Here is a 17,004-nt window from a genome sequence, read left to right as displayed (position 1 = left end):
GCGTGGAGTGGTCGACATCGCGCCCAAGTCTAGGCTGCCGCCACCGCGGATCGCGGGAACGGAACTCCCGCGATCCGCCGTTGATCACTGTGGCCCGAGGATGTTTGGATCAGTTGACCGAAAACCGGGGGAAGGCGGACGCACCGGCATAGACAGCGGCGTCGTCCAGTTCTTCTTCGATGCGGAGCAACTGGTTGTATTTCGCGACGCGCTCCGAGCGGGCCGGTGCACCGGTCTTGATCTGGCCGCAGTTGGTCGCCACCGCGAGGTCGGCGATCGTGACGTCCTCGGTCTCACCCGACCGGTGGGACATCATGCAGCGATAACCGTTGCGATGCGCGAGCTCGACGGCGTCCAGGGTCTCCGTGAGGGAGCCGATCTGGTTGACCTTGACCAGCAGGGCATTGGCCGTGTTCGTGTCGATGCCACGCTGCAGGCGCTCGGGGTTGGTGACGAAGAGGTCGTCGCCGACCAGCTGAACCTTGTCACCGAGGCGGTCGGTCATGGTCTTCCAGCCGTCCCAGTCGTCCTCGTTGAGCGGATCCTCGATCGAGACCAGCGGGTATTTTTCGACCAGGCCCGCGTAATAGTCGACCATCTCCTCGGCCGTCTTGCTGCCGCCCTCGAACGAATAGGAGCCGTCGGCATAGAACTCGCTCGCCGCCACGTCCAGCGCGAGCGCGACCTGGGTGCCGGGCTCATAGCCGGCCGCCTTGATCGCGTCGAGGATCAGGTCGAGCGCATCGGCGTTGGACTCAAGGTTCGGGGCGAAGCCGCCCTCGTCGCCAAGGCCGGTGGAGAGGCCCTTGTCCTTGAGCACCTTCTTGAGAGCGTGATAGACACCGGTGCCCATCGCGAGTGCTTCGCTGAAGCTGTCGGCGCCGATCGGCGCGATCATGAACTCTTGGATGTCGACGTTGGAGTCGGCATGCGAACCACCGTTGAGGATGTTCATCATCGGCACGGGCAGCACGTGGGCGTTGGGCCCGCCGACATAGCGATAGAGCGGGAGCTGCGCGGACTCGGCGGCGGCATGGGCCACGGCAAGCGACACACCGAGAATGGCGTTGGCGCCCAGCTTGCCCTTGTTGGGGGTGCCGTCCAGTTCAAGCATGGCGTTGTCGATGAGCCGCTGCTCCGACGCGTCGAAGCCCAGCACCTCGGGCCCGATCTGCTCGATGACGTTCTCGACGGCGTTCTCCACACCCTTGCCGCCATAACGCTCGCCGCCGTCACGCAACTCGACAGCCTCGAACGCGCCGGTCGATGCACCGGAGGGAACGGCCGCGCGGCCCTCGGCGCCGTCGTCCAGAACGACCTGCACTTCCACAGTCGGGTTGCCACGGGAATCGAGGATCTCGCGCGCTTCTACGTAGTCGATGGTAGCCACGGGTTTGCCTTTCGCAGTGGACTCGTCTCCGGGGGCTCAACGGCCCTCCGGGACCACCCTAGTGCGCCCGACCGACAGTGTCCGACCGACCTCACAACCCGCCTCCGGGCGGGAAATCAGGCCTGCGCCTCGCTCTGGCGTACTCGCTTCTCATAGTCGCGCAGCGCATCCCGCACGGCCTGCTCCGGATCGATTCCGGCTGCCTGTGCCCGGGCAACCAGGTCGAGCGCACGCGACCCGACTTCCTCGGGAGTGATGGGGTCGGCGGGGAGTCCGTCGGGTACGCCATGACTGCGGACCCGCGACACCACTTTCAGGGCGCGGCTGAGCGCGGACAGGGACTCAGGGATGCCGTCCAGGGCCGACTCCCGCCCCTTGGCCGCCTTCTTGGCCGCTTCCCACGTGGCGTTGAGGTCATCGGGCACACCGGCGTCCGTGAAGACCCAGGGATGCCGTTCGATGAGCTTGTCCGCGATGTCACGGGCCACATCGTCGATGTCGAATCGGCCGGTCTCCGCGGCGATCGTGGCATGGAAGACGACCTGCAGGAGCAGATCCCCGAGTTCCTCGCGAAGATGGTCGTCATCACCGGTCTCGATGGCGTCGATGACCTCGCAGGTCTCCTCGACCAGATAACGCACCAACGACCGATGGGTCTGCCGAGCATCCCACGGGCACTCGACCCGGAGCCGGGCCATCACCTCGACGAATCGGGCGAGCTCGGGATGCCCTGTCATGGACGACGGCGATTCACTCGGGTTGGCCGGCGCGCTTGGACAGCGACGTGTTGCGGACGGTCTCGAAATGTTCGAGCCCGGTGAAGCCATAGCGCGGGTTCACCGTCACCGGGATGCGCGCGAAGGCCTCCTCCATCTGCTGCGTGCCGATGTGCTCCCGGAGGACGAATGCCTCCGCCTCCGAGATGAGCAGAGAACGGAGCTCGGGATCGGCCCGGAGCTCGTCCGGCATCTGCAGTTGCGCCACCGCGGTCTCGGCCAGGGGCTGCAGATCCTGGATGCCGCGCTGCTCGGCAACCTGCCGGGCTGCGAGCGCCCGCATCCGGAGGTTCAGAACCTGGGACTCCTGACCCCGGCCGGGCTGGGCCCGGACCTGCACGGGGAGTCCGTCGGTGAGTTCCTGCACCTCGGCGACCGTGATGCGTTCCGACCCGACGGTGGCCGCAGTGGTGGGACGGGAACAGGCGGTCATGGTGCCCACCAGTGCTAGGGCGCCGAGTCCTGCGACGATCCGCATCGTGAGCCGTGTCATCCTGATCCTCTCCAGGCCGGTGATTCCGCGGGCGATCCTAGCCCAGTCTTCCGGGTGGTGGACGCACTCACCGCTGGCGTAGACCCGGGCACAACAGGGCCGATAATGTGCCAGACCAGAGCTAATGCCGGCGTTCACAAGTCAAAGGAGCCGTGGGACATGGCGCAGCGACACCGAGTTGTCATCATCGGGGGAGGGTTCGGTGGCATCAACGCCGCCCACGCCCTCGCCAAGGCGGACGTGGACATCACGATCGTTGACCGCACCAACCACCACCTGTTCCAGCCGTTGCTCTATCAGGTCGCCGCCGGCATCCTCCCCGAAGGCCTGATCGCGCCGGCGATCCGCCGCGTCGTCGGCGGGCAGCGGAACTGTCAGGTCGCGCTGGCCGAGGTCCAGGACATCGACATGGAGAACAAGGTCGTCGTCGCCCGCGAGCCGGACACCGGCGAGTTGCGGCTGCCGTTCGACACCCTGATCCTCGCCGCGGGCGCGACCCACTCCTATTTCGGCAACGAGGAGAAGTTCGCGCAGTACGCGCCTGGCATGAAGACCATCGAGGATGCGCGCTATCTGAGGGACGGCATTCTCGCCAAATACGAGATGGCCGAGCTGGAAACCGACCCCGCGGAGAAGAAGCGCTGGCTGACCTTCGCCATCATCGGTGCCGGCCCGACGGGTGTCGAGCTGGCCGGCCAGATCGCCGAGCTCGCCCACGTGGTGCTACCCCAAGACTATCGCCACATCGACACCAAGTCGACTCGCATTCTCCTGCTCGAAGGCGCCCCCTCGGTGCTGCCGCCCTTCGACAAGAAACTCCAGAAGTGGACCCACAACAAGCTCACCAAGATGGGCGTGGAGATCCGCACCAACACGCTCGCCGTCGACATGGACCGCATCTCGATCACCGTGAAGGGACCGGACGGCAAGGAAGAGGTCATCCCCTGCCGCACCAGAATCTGGGCGGCCGGTGTCCAGGGCTCGCCGCTCGCGCGCATCTTGGCCGAGAAGCTCGACATCGAGGTGGATCGCGCGGGCCGCATCCCGGTCGGTCCCGATTGTTCGGTCGCAGGCCGTGACGACGTCTATGCGGTCGGCGACATCATGACGCTCGACAAGCTCCCCGGTGTCGCCCAGGTGGCGATGCAGCAGGGCAAATACGTCGGTCAGTTGCTTGCAGGACGATTGAAGGGCGAGCCCAAGCCGGCGCCGTTCAAATATTTCGACAAGGGCTCAATGGCCACGATCGGCTACAAGGCCGCGGTCGCGGAATCGTTCGGCATGAAGCTCACCGGCCTGCCGGCATTCGGCGCTTGGGCGTTCATCCACATTATGTATTTGGTGGGCTGGGGCAACCGCGTCGGCGCTATGTATACGTGGGCGCGCGCCCAGGTCTTCTCCAAGAACCGTGGCCACCGCATCATCACGTTCGACGGCGCCGAGAACGTCGCGCACCGCGGTGTCGGCGGTCCGATCGACAAACAGGAACTGGGCGTGAACGTGCCACTGGGCACGCCCACCACCTTGAACGGTCACAACCCGCAGTCGGATGCCGCCGACGTCCGGGAGTCCTGACCCGGCGTTTCGCATCGCGCCTCGGCCGGCCCCGCTCGCTTCCCGCGATCGGGGCCGCCATGTTTTCCGGACGATTTCGCCTGTTCTGCGCCTACTCCTGAAATGTTTTGGCAACTCCGCACACACACCAGTTCGTCGCGGTATTTTTCGGGCATCTCAGCGCAAGGAGGCGCGTCATGTCTGCACCCGTCAAGTCCCCCCCGCAGGCGTTCCAGGGGAACGACAAGCTCCTGATCGGTTTGGTCCTGAGCATCGTCTCCTATTGGTTGTTCGCCATCTCGTTGGGCACGGTGGCGCCCAAGGTGATGGAAGACCTCAACCGTCCCGGCGCCGCGGAATTGCTCTCGCCGACAGCGATGAACCTCGCCGTCGCGCTGACGGGTTTGGTGTCCGGCCTGTTCATCGTCCTTATGGGCGGCTTGGCGGACCGTTATGGCCGCGTCCGGCTGACGCTCATCGGCAACGCGCTCAACATCGTCGGCTGCCTGTTCATCGTGTTCGCGACCGGCGGCATGGCCTCCACTTTGTTGATCATCGGCCGCGCCATCCAGGGTCTGTCCGCGGCCTGCGTCATGCCGGCCACGATTGCGATGGTCAAGGCCTACTGGGATGGCCCCGGCCGCCAGCGCGCCGTCTCCATGTGGTCGATCGGTTCGTTCGGCGGCGCCGGGCTCGCGGCGTTCGTCGGTGGCCTGACCGCGACCACCCTCAACTGGCGCTGGATCTTCATCTTCTCGATGATCGTGTCGGTCGTCGCGGCCGCGCTCGTGTGGGGCACTCCGGAGAGCAAGGTCGCCCCGACCGGTGAGCGGAAGCGTTTCGACATCGGCGGCCTCCTCATCTTCCTCGTCATGATGCTCGGGCTCATGATGGTGCTCACCTTCGGCGGCAAGAGCGAAGCCTTCGCCTGGACGTCGCCATTGAGCCTGGGGATGCTGGCCGTCTTCGTGGTGGGCCTGATCGTGTTCGTCTTCGTCGAGCGCGGACGCGACAACGCGTTCATCGATTTCCGGTTGTTCAAGAACATGAACTTCACCGGCACGGTGGCCGCCAACTTCGCCATGAACAGCACGCTCGGCCTGCTGATTGTGTCCCAGCAGCTCCTCGCCCGTGACGATCGGCTCGACACGCTCCGCGCGGGCGCGCTGACACTCGGTTATCCGCTCATGGTCATCCTGTTCATCCGGGCCGGCGAGAAGCTGCTGCAGCGCTTCGGCCCGCGCAAGCCGATGATCTGGGGCTCCCTGCTGGTGGCCGTGGCTGCGGCGATCCTGATGCTGACCAACCTGCACCTGAGCGTCTATATGTGGCTCGCGGTCGTGGCCTATGCCCTGTTCGGTCTCGGTCTGGCGTTCTTCGCCACCCCCGCCACCGATGCCTGCCTGACCAGCCTGCCGCCCGAGCAGGCCGGCTCCGGCATGGGCATCTTCAAGATGGCCTCGTCGCTCGGCGGTGCCATCGGCACCGCAGTCGCGCTGTCGCTCTTCCTCGGCTTCCAGCAGGGGACGTCCGGCAACTTCATCGGTGATGTGCTCGAGATGACCGGTCGCCAGGACAACCTCGCAATCCGCCAAGCCGCCGCCATCGCGATCGGCGGCATGCTGGTCTTCGCCCTGATCGCCGCCCTCGTCGCGGCGGTCGCGGTGCCGAAGGGCAAGAAGGAGGACTGAGCCGCCGCAGTCAGCCGGCGACCGGCACGGGCTCGCGGGCGAACACCTGCGCCACCACCTCCGCGCACCACGCCAGGAGTTCGGTGTCGGTCGGCGGCTGCCCGCCGATAACAGCAGCCTGTGGTCGCGGCACCAGGATGAAGTTCGGTTTCACCACGGCGCGCGGATGCAGCCGCTTCAGTCGCAGCATCCTCGACTCGGGCAGGTCGTGCGGGCCGAAGCGTACGAAATTCCCCTGCAACACGACCTCCGTCAACCCTGCCGCCCGTGCGGCGTTGCGGAATCGCGCGACCGACAGCAGGGTCTCCACCGGCGCCGGCAACGAGCCATAGCGGTCCAACAGCTCGGCGCGCACCTCGCGGAGATCCTCTTCGGTGCGGACCTCGGCCAGTCGCTTGTACATCTCCAGGCGCAACCTCTCCGACCCGACATAGTCGCTCGGCAGGTGCGCCTCGACCGGCAGCTCCACGCGCATCTCCGCCTCGGTCTCCGGCTCCGTGCCGTCGCTCCGGAAGTTCGTGACGGCCTCCCCCACAAGCCGGATATAGAGATCGAAACCCACATCCGCGATGTGGCCGGACTGTTCCCCGCCCAGCAGGTTGCCCGCGCCGCGGATCTCCAGGTCCTTCATCGCGATCTGCATGCCCGCGCCGAGCTCGTTCGTGGCGGCCATCGTCGTCAGCCGGTCGTGCGCGGTCTCGGTGAGTGGTTTGTCGGGGGGATACAGGAGGTACGCATAACCACGCTCCCGGCCACGACCCACACGACCCCGCAACTGATGCAGCTGGGACAGGCCCAACACGTCGGCCCGCTCGATGATCAGCGTGTTGGCGGTCGAAATGTCCAGACCGGCCTCGACGATCGTCGTGCACACGAGCACGTCCGCCTTGCGCTCGGCGAAGTCGAGCATCACCTGTTCCAGCCGCTTCTCCCCCATCTGCCCGTGCGCAGTGACCACCCGCGCCTCGGGGATCCACTCCGCGAGTTGCCCGGCGACCTTGTCGATCGACTGCGTGCGGTTGTGGATATAGAAGACTTGGCCCTCCCGCAACAGCTCCCGCCGGATCGCTGCGACCACCTGAGCCCGGTCATAGGGGCCGGCGAAAGTCAGCACCGGGTGGCGTTCCTCGGGCGGCGTGGCGATCGTGGACATCTCCCGGATGCCGGTGACCGCCATCTCCAGCGTTCGGGGGATCGGTGTCGCCGACATGGCCAGCACGTCGACGTTGAGCCGCAACTGCTTCAGTTTCTCTTTGTGCTCGACGCCGAACCGCTGCTCCTCGTCGATGATCACCAGCCCGAGGTCGTGGAACGCGATCTCCTGGGACAGCAACCGGTGGGTGCCGACCACGACATCCACCTTGCCGGTGGCCACCCCGTCGATGACCTCCTTGGCCTCCTTGTCCGACTGGAACCGGGAGAGAGACCCGACTCGCACCGGGAATCCGGCGTACCGGTCCGCGAACGTCTGCGCATGCTGCTGGACCAGGATCGTCGTCGGGACCAGAACCGCGACCTGCTTGCCGTCCTGCACCGCCTTGAACGCGGCCCGGACGGCGATCTCGGTCTTGCCATAGCCGACGTCACCGCAGATCAGCCGGTCCATGGGCACGACCTGCTCCATGTCCTCCTTGACCTCGGTGATGCAGGCGAGCTGGTCCGGCGTCTCGACATAGGCGAACGCGTCCTCCAGTTCGCGCTGCCAGGTCGTGTCGGCCGAGAAAGCGTGACCCCGCGAGGCCTGCCGCGCCGCATAGAGCTTGATCAGCTCCGCCGCGATCTGCTTGACGGCCCGACGGGCCTTCGACTTGCGCTTGTTCCAGTCCGCACCGCCCATCTTGTCGAGGGTGGGATTCTCCCCGCCGACATAGCGCGTGACCTGGTCGAGCTGGTCCATCGGCACGAACAGCCGGTCCCCGGGATGGCCGCGCTTGCTGGGCGCATATTCGATGACGAGATATTCCCGCGTCGACTCCCCCACGGTCCGCTGGATCATCTCCACATAGCGCCCGACGCCGTGCTGCTGGTGCACGACCGGGTCACCGGCTCTGAGCTCGAGCGGGTCGATCTGGTTCTTGCGTCGGGTCGGCATCCGCCGCATCGACTTGTCCGCCGGTGCACGACCGGACAGATCACCACCGGTGAAGACGGCGAGCTTGACCGAATCCAACCGGAAGCCGTGGGCGAGCTCGCCCATCAGCACTGTCACGATCCCCTGCTTGGGCGGGTTGTTGAGCACGCGCACCGCCTTGGTGCCGACCTCCGCGTCGGTCAGCACTTCGACCATGCGCTTGACCAGTCCCTTGCCCTCCGCGACCATCACGACCCGCCAGCCGTCCGACACCGCCGCCTTGATGGCGGTGACGGCGGCGTCTGTGTCACCGCGCCAGGACTCGGTCGGGTGAACCGGCACGATCCTCGATTCGGGGAGGCTGAGGTCGGTTGTGTCCGGTCCGGCCGCGAACGGAGACAACGTCCACCAGCCCAGGCCCCGCGTCAGGGCATGGTCGCGGACGTCCGCGAGCGATCGGTACGCCGACGCCCCCAGGTCGATCGGCGCCTTCCCGCCCGCCGCGGCGGCCGCCCACGAGGCCTTCAGGAATTCCTCACTGGTCGCGTGGAGATCCGCCGCACGTCCCCGCACGAGCTCCGGATCACACACCAGGACCAACGTGTCCGCGGGCAGGACGTCGACCAGGAGCTCCATGCCCTCGACGAGCACGGGCGCCAGGGATTCCATCCCCTCGACCGCATGTCCCTCGGCGAGCTTTTCGAGCATCTCGGCCAGCTGCGGATAGGTCTGGGCGAGGGCGGCGGCTCGGCGGCGCACTCCCGCGTCCAACAACAGTTCCCGGCAGGGCGTCGCGATCATCTCGGTGATCACCTCGTCGCTGGACCGCTGGTCGGCGACGGTGAACAGCCGCATCTCCTCGACGGTGTCCCCGAAGAAGTCGATGCGGACGGGGTGCTCGAAGGTGGGCGGGAAGACGTCCACGATGCCGCCGCGGATCGCGAACTCACCGCGGCGCTCGACGAGGTCGACGCGGTTGTACGCGGCACCGACCAGTCGCTCCGCGAGTTCGCCCAGGTCATGGTCCTCACCGGTCCGGATGCGGACCGGCAGCAGGTTGGCGAGCCCTTTCACCTGTGGCTGGATGACCGACCGGATCGGCGCCACGACCACGCGGGGCGCGGGCTCGACGTCGGTGCCGGCGATCCTGCGCAGCACGGTCAGCCGCCGCCCGACCGTGTCCGAACGCGGACTCAGGCGTTCGTGCGGGAGAGTCTCCCAAGCCGGGAAGTAGGCCACCGCCTCCTCGTCCAGCACCGTCCGCAAGGCGGTGACGAGGTTCTCCGCTTCGCGATAGGTCGAGGTCACGACCAGCAGCGGCCGGTCCTCGGCGAGCGCAGCGGCCAACAGGGGCCGGAAGGACGGAGTTGCGGTGATGTCCGTCGTGCTGACGGTGCGCGAGCGCGCGTCGTCCCGCGCTGCGGCGACGACCGGATCGGCGGAGATGAGCTTGACCAGACCGGGCAGAGTCACTCGACGAAGGATAGTCCGGCGCGACAAGGCCCCAGCCGCTTCGGGACGGGGACCCGGGGGCGACCGCCGGACCGGTCGAAGGTTACTTGCATCTGGTCGGGGCGACGTTTTGTCGGAAGGTCCCACTACACTTCGTAATCCGCCCAAAGCTCAGACCTAGGGGAGGCCTGTGCTCGCACTGCTTATCGTTCACTTTGTCGCGTACGCCGTGGCCCCATTCCTCGTGCGGGTGTTCGGGCGACGTGCGTTCTGGGCGTTGGCCCTGCCCAACGTGGGGACGGCGGTGTGGGCGATCTCGCAGGCTCCCGCGGTTCTCGACGGCGACCTGCCGACGCAACTGTGGCAGTGGATCCCCGCCATCGCGATGACGATCGACCTGCGCATGGACATGCTCAGTTGGGTCCTCACGCTGATCATCTCGATCATCGGCGTGCTGGTGCTCAGCTATTGCGCGGGATATTTCGAGGACGGCGAGCCCGACCTCGAGCGCTTCGCCGCCCACCTCACTGCGTTCTCCGGCGCCATGCTCGGTCTGGTGTGGAGCGACAACCTGCTGTTGCTCTATCTGTTCTGGGAGATCACGACCGTTCTCAGCTATCTGCTGGTCGGGCACCTCAGCGACAAGTCGGAGTCTCGTCAGGCCGCCACCCAGGCGCTCGTCGTGACCACGTTCGGCGGCCTCGCGATGCTGGTCGGCATGGTGGTGCTGGGCCTCGCCGGCGGGACCTATCGACTGTCGGAGCTGATCGCCGCGCCGCCCGAGCCGGGGCCTGCGGTCGCCGCCGCCGTGGTGCTCATCCTCGTCGGTGCGATCAGCAAGTCCGCGCTCGTCCCCTTCCATTTCTGGTTGCCCGGCGCGATGGCGGCGCCGACGCCGGTTTCGGCGTACCTCCATGCGGCAGCCATGGTGAAGGCCGGCATCTATCTCGTCGCCCGGTTCGCGCCCGGTTTCGCAGACCGCACCGAGTGGCAACTCACCTGCCTCGTCCTGGGTGGCCTGACGATGGTGATCGGCGGCTATCGGGCACTGCGTCAGCACGACCTCAAGCTTCTCCTCGCCTACGGCACCGTCAGCCAGCTGGGCTTTCTCGTGATCCTGTTCGGCTCGGGTACGCAGAATGCCGCGCTGGCCGGCTTGACCATGTTGGTCGCCCACGCGGTGTTCAAGGCCTCGTTGTTCCTGACCGTGGGCGCGATCGATCACGCCACGGGCACTCGGGACCTCCGCGTGCTCGACGGACTCGGCCGCCGAATGCCGGTTCTCGCGGTCGCGTCCACCCTGGCTGCTGCCTCGATGGCGGGAGTGCCGCCCCTGCTCGGCTTCGTCGGCAAGGAGGCCGCCTATTCGGCGCTGCTCCACGGCGAGGGGCGGTTCAGCCAGTGGATGCTGGCCGTGGTGTTCACCGGCTCGGTGCTGACGTTTGCGTACAGTGCGCGGTTCGTCTGGGGCGCGTGGGGCCCGGGAAGCGAGGCCGAGGCGCCGTCCGAGAGCCATGCCAACCCGTGGGTCGTCACGGCCGTGCCGGTGGCCCTGGGTGCCCTCGGTCTGGTGCTCGGCGCGCCGAGCGCCCTCGCGGAGCCCATGTTCGGGCTCTACACGAGACTGTTCCCGGCCGAGGGCTATGCGGCGCACCTCGGGCTGTGGCACGGGCTCAACCTCGTGCTGCTGCTCTCCCTCGTGACGCTCGCCCTCGGCGCCATCGTGTTCGCTCTCCGCGTCCACGTCGAGAGTTGGCAGCGGGCAGCCCCGCACGTGCCGGCTGCCGTCTCGGCCTATCGCGGAATCATGAAGGGGCTCGATCGGGTCTCCCTCGAGGTCACCGGCCTGCTCCACCGTGGCTCACTGCCGCTCTCGCTGTCCCTGATCCTGGTGGTCCTCATCGTCATCCCCGGCGGTGCGACTCTGCTCGCCTGGCTCGACGTGATCGGCGCGGGCATGCCCGTGGGCATCCTGCTCTGGGAGTCCCCTGCCCAGCTCGCCACCTCGATCGTGATCGCGATCGCCGCCCTCGCCGCCGTCAACTCGCGGCGACGGTTCCGGGCGGTGTTCCTGGTGGGCGTGACCGGCTATGGCTCGGCGCTGCTGTTCCTGCTGCATGGTGCCCCTGATCTCGCCCTGACGCAGGTGCTCGTGGAGACCGTGTCACTGGTCGTGTTCGTGCTCGTGTTGCGTCGATTCTCCGCGCACTTCCCCGACATCGTGACCGGCGGTGTGCGCGTGTGGCGGATCCTGTTGGGCGTCCTCACCGGGCTCGTGTTCACCGGGGTCGCCCTCGTGGCCCCGATGGGCCGCACGGGCCAGCCCGACTCCACCGGGATGCCCCAGTCGGCGGTGGAGTTCGGCGGGGGTTACAACATCGTCAACGTGATCCTCGTCGACATCCGGGCCTGGGACACCATGGGCGAGATATCCGTGGTGCTGGTCGCCGCCACCGGTGTCGCATCGCTGATCTTCATCCAGTCCACCAACCTGTCGCGGGTTCGGCTCAACCTCGCCGCCGCACGCGCCAAGCGTCTGGTGCGCAGCAGCACCATCGCCGAGGTGGGCTGGCTGTCGGAGGTGCGGGCCGTGCCGTCCGGGCGCCGCTCCCTCATGTTCGAGGTCGTCACCCGCCTGATCTTCCACGCGGTCATGCTGTGGTCTTTGTATCTGCTGTTCACCGGACACAACGACCCGGGCGGCGGCTTCGCCGGTGGTCTGGTCGCCGGTCTCGGTCTCACGATCCGCTATCTCGCGGGCGGTGCTGCAGAACTGCGGGCCGCGATGCCGGTCATGCCGGGTGCGCTGCTGGGCAGCGGGCTGTTCCTGTCCGCCGGTGTGGGCTTCGTCTCGATGCTGGTCGGCGGCCAAGTGCTGGAATCGTGGACTTTCGACATCCCGCTGCCGCTGATCGGCAATCTGCACATCGTGACCTCGATGTTCTTCGACATCGGCGTCTATCTCGTCGTGATCGGGCTGATGCTCGACATTCTGCGGTCCCTGGGTTCCTCGCTCGACTATCGGATCGCCGAGGCGGAGGGTCGCGCGATCGTCCCGGGTGACTATGAGCCGATGGGAGAACGCCGATGAGCCCCAGCCTGACGCTGGCCCTGCTCTGCGGGGTTCTGTTCGGCGCCGGAACGGTGCTGCTGTTGTCCCGGGCACTCGTGCGCGCCCTGCTCGGCGTGCTCCTGATGGGCAACGGCGTGAATTTGATGTACATGGTCGCGTCCGGCCGCGCCGGCGCCGCGCCCCTGGTCGACGGCAAGAGCAATCCGCCGATCGGCACCGGCGAGATGGCCGACCCGCTTCCCCAGGCCATGGTGCTGACCGCGATCGTGATCACGCTGGCGGTCACCGCGTTCGCGCTCGCGCTCGCTCACCGGGCAGTGCATCTGCATGACACCGACGTCGTCGTGGATGACGTCGAGAGCGCCCGCACCCACGAACGCGCGGTCGCCAACGACATGTCCGATTCCGACTATCAGGACATCGGCGACCCCTATTCGGTGGACGACGAGGAACATCCGTTCCCGGAAGACGATGAGGTGTCCCGCATTTCCAGGACCGAAGCCGAGCAGACACCCGAGGGCGCCGAGGCCGACCCCGCCGACGCCACCCCGCCGGAGGACTCTCCCAGCGAACAGCCGGACGCCCCGAGCGGCGACGGTGGCGAGGGGAGCCGCCAACCATGACGTTCACCTATGACTTCCTCGTGCCGTTGGTCGTGGTCCTGCCGCTGATCGGCGCAGGTCTGACCGTCGTCACGGGTCGCCATACCAGGGTCCAGCGTTTCGTGTCGGGCACGACGCTGGGTGCGGTGGTCGCGATCTCCGGGGTGATGCTGTACGCGACCGACCAGGTTCGGATCCTCAGCGTCCGCGTCGGTGGCTGGCCGGCCAGCCAGGGCATCGTGCTCGTCGTCGACCGGCTCTCGGCGCTGATGCTCGTGGTGTCGACCGTGGTCACCCTCGCGGTCATGCTCTATTCCTCGGGCCAGGGCCGCCGGTCGGACGACGAGGACGAGCACGACGGCGGCGCACCGCTGCCGATCTTTCACCCCACGCTGCTCGTGCTGTCCGCCGGCGTCTCCACGACGTTCGTCTCGGGAGACCTGTTCCACCTGTATGTCGGTTTCGAAATGTTGTTGTTCGCCAGCTTCGTTTTGCTCACCCTGGGCGGCACCCAGGAGCGTGTGCGCGCGGGCGTCAACTATGTGATCGTCAACCTGCTGTCGTCGTTGGTCTTCCTGTCGGCCATCGGCTTCGTGTACGCGGCCACCGGCACCGTCAACCTCGCCCGGCTCGCCCTGCGCATCCCGGAGCTCCCGGAGTCCACCCAGCTGATGCTGCAGACGATGCTCCTGCTCGGTTTCTGCATCAAGGCCGCGGTGTTCCCGATGTCGGGCTGGCTGCCGGACTCCTATCCGACCGCGCCCGCCCCGGTGACCGCAGTGTTCGCCGGATTGCTCACCAAGGTCGGCATCTATTCGCTCATCAGGGTGCAGACCCTCCTGTTCCCGGGCGACCGATTGCACACTCTGCTGATGTGGGCTGCTCTGTTGACGATGGTGGTCGGCATCCTGGGTGCGGTCGCGCAGGACGACATCAAACGAATCCTGTCGTTCACGCTGGTGTCCCACATCGGCTACATGCTCTTTGGTCTCGCGGTCGGCAACATCACCGGGCTGGGTGCCGCGATCTATTACGTCGTGCACCACATCACCATCCAGACCACGCTGTTCCTGGTGACGGGGCTGGTCGAGCTCAAACGTGGGACCACGTCGATCAGCAAGCTCGGCGGTCTGACTGTCACCGCGCCGTTGCTGAGCCTCCTGTTCTTCCTCCCGGCGATGAACCTGTCCGGAATCCCTCCGCTGTCGGGCTTCATCGGGAAGGTCGGGCTGCTGCAGGCGGGTGCCGAACTGGGCACGCCGCTGGGGTACACACTGCTGGCCGGCTCCGCTCTCACCAGCCTTCTGACGCTCTATGCCATGTCCCGCGTCTGGTCGCGCGCGTTCTGGCGGGCACCGATCGAGGACTACGAGACCCCGCGGCTGGCCCCGCTCACCCAGGGCGTGGTGCTTCCGACGGTCATGCTGGTTGCGTTCAGCGTGTCCCTCACGGTGTTCGGTGGACCTTTGTACGAAATCACCGACCGTGCCGCCATCACTTTGCTGGAGCGCGCGCCCTATCTCGCGAGCGTGCTCGGACCAGGGGGCCGCTGATGAGCACCGTCCGCCGATTCCGAGTCGGCTCCCTCGTCGCTCTCACCGTGTTGTGGCTGCTCATGGGAGGCACTTGGAGCTGGGGTGCGCTCGCGATGGGCCTCCTCATGGGCACGATCGTCCTGTTCGCCTTCCCGATGCCGAGGCGCCTCGCACGCTTCCGGGTGCGCCCGATCCCCATGCTGTGGTTGACGATCACCTTCCTCTCCAACCTGGTGTGGTCGAGTTTCCTGGTCGCGTGGATGGCGATGCGACCGAGTGGCATCACCGAGGGCCGTGTGGTCGCCATCCGACTGCACGAGACCGACGACTTCCGTCGCACGGTGACAGCCGAGATGACCTCCCTCGTGCCGGGCACGGTCGTGATCGACCTGGACGAGCAGGGCCACCTGCTGATCCACATCATCGACCACTGCGACGACGAGCGACTGCTCGCCGAGGCACGGCGGATCCACCGCCTGGAGCGACGGGTCGCCAACGCCTTCGGCGCTCCCCCACTCGAGGGCTGCGGAGTCGGCCCGCAGGAGGAGACACGCCATGACTGAGTTGGTGGACACGCTGATCCCCTGGGTAGCCGGCGCCGTGATCGTCATGCTCCTCATCGACGTGTTGCTGACGATCATCAAATTGGTCCGGGGCCCGTCGGTGCTCAGCCGTGCGCTCGCGGCCGACCTGCTGGTGTCGTCGCTCATCTGCGCGGTCGGCGCCGAGATGGTGCTCTCCCGCCATTCCTGGTCCCTGCCGATGCTCGTGACGCTGGCGCTGATCGCGTTCGTCGGCACCGTCGCAGTGTCGCGGTTCGTCGCACGGGACAGCGATGACGACGGGGCGGCCGCCGCCCGCGAACGCCATCGCCGCCAGGAACTCGCGAAGAAGGCGCCGAAGGACAGAGACCCGGAGTTCCCACGCTGGCTCTCGGGCGATCGGAAGGACGCGCCATGACGTTTACCTTGCCGGAGACCGTCGGCGCAGTTCTGGATCTGATCGCGCTGCTCTGTGTGCTGCTCGGCGCCTTCCTCTGCGTGGCCGCCTCGATCGGTCTGCTGCGCTTTCCCGACCTGCTCTCCCGCATGCACGCCGCGACCAAGCCGCAGGTGCTCGGTGTGTTGCTGGTCGTGTTCGCCGTCGCACTGACGATGCGGTCGATCCCGGTGATCACCATGGCGGCGCTCGTCGCCGTGTTCCAGCTCCTCACCGCCCCGGTGGCCTCGCAGATGCTGAGCCGGGCAGGCGTACGCACAGCCCAGGTGCAACTCGGCCGGGTGGACGGTGACCCGGTCAACCCGGCTCATCCGCCGACGCCGAAGAAGAAGCGCAAGGAGTCCGCCGAGGACAGGGACAGTTCAGGGAAAACCTCGGGCGACAGCGCGCCGAACCCGGATGACCCGTCATCGCAGCGATGAGAGACTGAATCGCATGGACACCCCCGCCCACCCCGGCCAGCCCGAATCCGTCTGGACCCGATTCGCCGTCGATCCGCGGGCGTCGGGTGACCTGCGCGCCGGAGACGTCGACCGGGAGACCGCGCGGGACGTGATCAGCGAAGCCTATGCGCAGGGGCAACTCACGCACGAGGAATACACCGAACGACTGGGCGACGCGTTGCAGGCGAACCACCTCGGCCAACTCGTGCCGCTGCTCAACGACATCCAGGTCAGCCGGGCACCCGGTGTGGTCGCTGCCCAACCCCCCGGCCGACCACCGGCCCCCCAGCAGGCGCCCGGCACCTTCGCCGGCCTCGCCCTGCCGCCGAGCGGGGTCACCCGCACCGCGCTGTTCGTTGTCGGTGTGACCAATCTGGTGTGGGTCTGGACGTCTCTCAGCGACGGGACGCTCGGCTACTACTGGCCCATGTGGCCGGCGCTCGGCATGGCGATTCTGGTGCTGACGACCATGGTGTTCGGCGGTCAGGAGAAGCGGCAGGACCGGGAAATTCAGCGTCAGGAGAGGCAGCGGCGCCGCGAGTTGGAGTGACGTCGGTCAGCCGGCGAGGAACTCCGGCACACGGTCCTTGGGCCGCCCGATGATTGCCCGTCCGCCCTTCACCAGCACCGGACGTTGCATGAGCTTCGGGTGCTCGACAAGAACGTGGACGACCTGGTCCGCGTCCGCGACATCCGCGTCGGTCAGACCGAGCTCCTTGAAATGCGCGTCGCGCCGGACCAGGTCGGTCGCCGGATCCTCGAGCTGGCTCAGCAGCGTGCGCAGCCCCGCCTCATCCAGCGGCTCCTTCAGATATTGCACGGTGTCCACCTCGACACCGGCCTCCGCCGCAGCATCCATCGCCGCACGGGAAGTCGAGCAGCGCGGGTTGTGATAGATCGTCACGTCAGCCATGGACGACACCCT

At 67.1% G+C, this 17,004-nt stretch carries 14 protein-coding genes; 9 read left to right on the top strand and 5 right to left on the bottom strand.

Going from position 1 to position 17,004, the window contains the following annotated elements; all coding sequences use genetic code 11:
• Nucleotides 1-109: 109 nt before the first annotated feature.
• From eno to ACQ260_RS08210, 3 genes are all read right to left on the bottom strand, one after another.
• Nucleotides 110-1,390 carry a phosphopyruvate hydratase gene (eno, locus tag ACQ260_RS08220; RefSeq protein ID WP_432558944.1) on the bottom strand — a complete coding sequence of 427 codons (1,281 nt, stop codon included), beginning with the start codon at nt 1,388-1,390 and terminating at the stop codon, nt 110-112.
• Nucleotides 1,391-1,506: 116 nt separating this feature from the next.
• The gene (locus ACQ260_RS08215) at nt 1,507-2,127 is read right to left on the bottom strand and encodes a nucleoside triphosphate pyrophosphohydrolase (RefSeq protein WP_432558943.1); all 621 of its coding nucleotides are present in this window, start codon (nt 2,125-2,127) and stop codon (nt 1,507-1,509) included.
• Nucleotides 2,128-2,140: 13 nt separating this feature from the next.
• A complete protein-coding gene (locus ACQ260_RS08210) occupies nt 2,141-2,659 on the bottom strand; it encodes a hypothetical protein (RefSeq protein WP_432558942.1) in 519 nt (172 codons plus the stop codon).
• 159 nt (nt 2,660-2,818) lie between these two features.
• On the opposite strand from ACQ260_RS08210, the gene ACQ260_RS08205 reads away from it, so the two are divergent.
• Both ACQ260_RS08205 and ACQ260_RS08200 read left to right on the top strand, forming a co-directional pair.
• The gene (locus ACQ260_RS08205) at nt 2,819-4,234 is read left to right on the top strand and encodes an NAD(P)/FAD-dependent oxidoreductase (protein ID WP_432558941.1); all 1,416 of its coding nucleotides are present in this window, start codon (nt 2,819-2,821) and stop codon (nt 4,232-4,234) included.
• Between the two features lie 176 nt (nt 4,235-4,410).
• A complete protein-coding gene (locus tag ACQ260_RS08200; protein ID WP_432558940.1) occupies nt 4,411-5,904 on the top strand; it encodes an MFS transporter in 1,494 nt (497 codons plus the stop codon).
• Nucleotides 5,905-5,914: 10 nt separating this feature from the next.
• On the opposite strand, the gene mfd is transcribed toward ACQ260_RS08200, so the two are convergent.
• Entirely contained in the window at nt 5,915-9,448 is a 3,534-nt protein-coding gene (gene mfd / locus ACQ260_RS08195) for a transcription-repair coupling factor (protein WP_432558939.1), read from the bottom strand.
• Between the two features lie 169 nt (nt 9,449-9,617).
• On the opposite strand from mfd, the gene ACQ260_RS08190 reads away from it, so the two are divergent.
• From ACQ260_RS08190 to ACQ260_RS08160, 7 genes are read left to right on the top strand one after another with little or no spacing between them, the layout of a single operon-like run.
• Nucleotides 9,618-12,518, top strand: coding sequence for a Na+/H+ antiporter subunit A (locus ACQ260_RS08190; RefSeq protein ID WP_432558938.1), 2,901 nt, complete (start codon nt 9,618-9,620; stop codon nt 12,516-12,518).
• Nucleotides 12,515-13,123 (top strand): Na(+)/H(+) antiporter subunit C, encoded by a 609-nt coding sequence (locus ACQ260_RS08185; protein WP_432558937.1) that lies wholly within the window; start codon nt 12,515-12,517, stop codon nt 13,121-13,123. Before ACQ260_RS08190 ends, ACQ260_RS08185 begins: the two co-directional genes overlap by 4 nt.
• A complete protein-coding gene (locus ACQ260_RS08180) occupies nt 13,120-14,655 on the top strand; it encodes a Na+/H+ antiporter subunit D (RefSeq protein WP_432558936.1) in 1,536 nt (511 codons plus the stop codon). The genes ACQ260_RS08185 and ACQ260_RS08180 overlap by 4 nt, the downstream gene beginning before the upstream one ends.
• The gene (locus ACQ260_RS08175) at nt 14,655-15,200 is read left to right on the top strand and encodes a Na+/H+ antiporter subunit E (protein ID WP_432558935.1); all 546 of its coding nucleotides are present in this window, start codon (nt 14,655-14,657) and stop codon (nt 15,198-15,200) included. The genes ACQ260_RS08180 and ACQ260_RS08175 overlap by 1 nt, the downstream gene beginning before the upstream one ends.
• Nucleotides 15,193-15,597: an MrpF/PhaF family protein gene (locus ACQ260_RS08170; protein WP_432558934.1), complete on the top strand. Its 405-nt coding sequence runs from the start codon at nt 15,193-15,195 to the stop codon at nt 15,595-15,597. Before ACQ260_RS08175 ends, ACQ260_RS08170 begins: the two co-directional genes overlap by 8 nt.
• Complete coding sequence (mnhG, locus tag ACQ260_RS08165) at nt 15,594-16,058, top strand: monovalent cation/H(+) antiporter subunit G (RefSeq protein WP_432558933.1); 465 nt, start codon at nt 15,594-15,596, stop codon at nt 16,056-16,058. Before ACQ260_RS08170 ends, mnhG begins: the two co-directional genes overlap by 4 nt.
• Nucleotides 16,059-16,071: 13 nt before the next feature.
• Nucleotides 16,072-16,629: a DUF1707 SHOCT-like domain-containing protein gene (locus ACQ260_RS08160; protein ID WP_432558932.1), complete on the top strand. Its 558-nt coding sequence runs from the start codon at nt 16,072-16,074 to the stop codon at nt 16,627-16,629.
• A 6-nt stretch (nt 16,630-16,635) separates the two neighbouring features.
• Here ACQ260_RS08160 and arsC read toward each other — a convergent pair whose 3' ends face one another.
• Nucleotides 16,636-16,992, bottom strand: coding sequence for an arsenate reductase (glutaredoxin) (gene arsC / locus ACQ260_RS08155; protein WP_432558931.1), 357 nt, complete (start codon nt 16,990-16,992; stop codon nt 16,636-16,638).
• Nucleotides 16,993-17,004: the final 12 nt, after the last annotated feature.

Origin of the sequence: Ammonicoccus luteus, assembly GCF_050880385.1 — a bacterium.
Taxonomy (GTDB): Bacteria; Actinomycetota; Actinomycetes; order Propionibacteriales; family Propionibacteriaceae; genus Enemella.
This window is presented reverse-complemented; position numbering and strand designations above follow the sequence as displayed.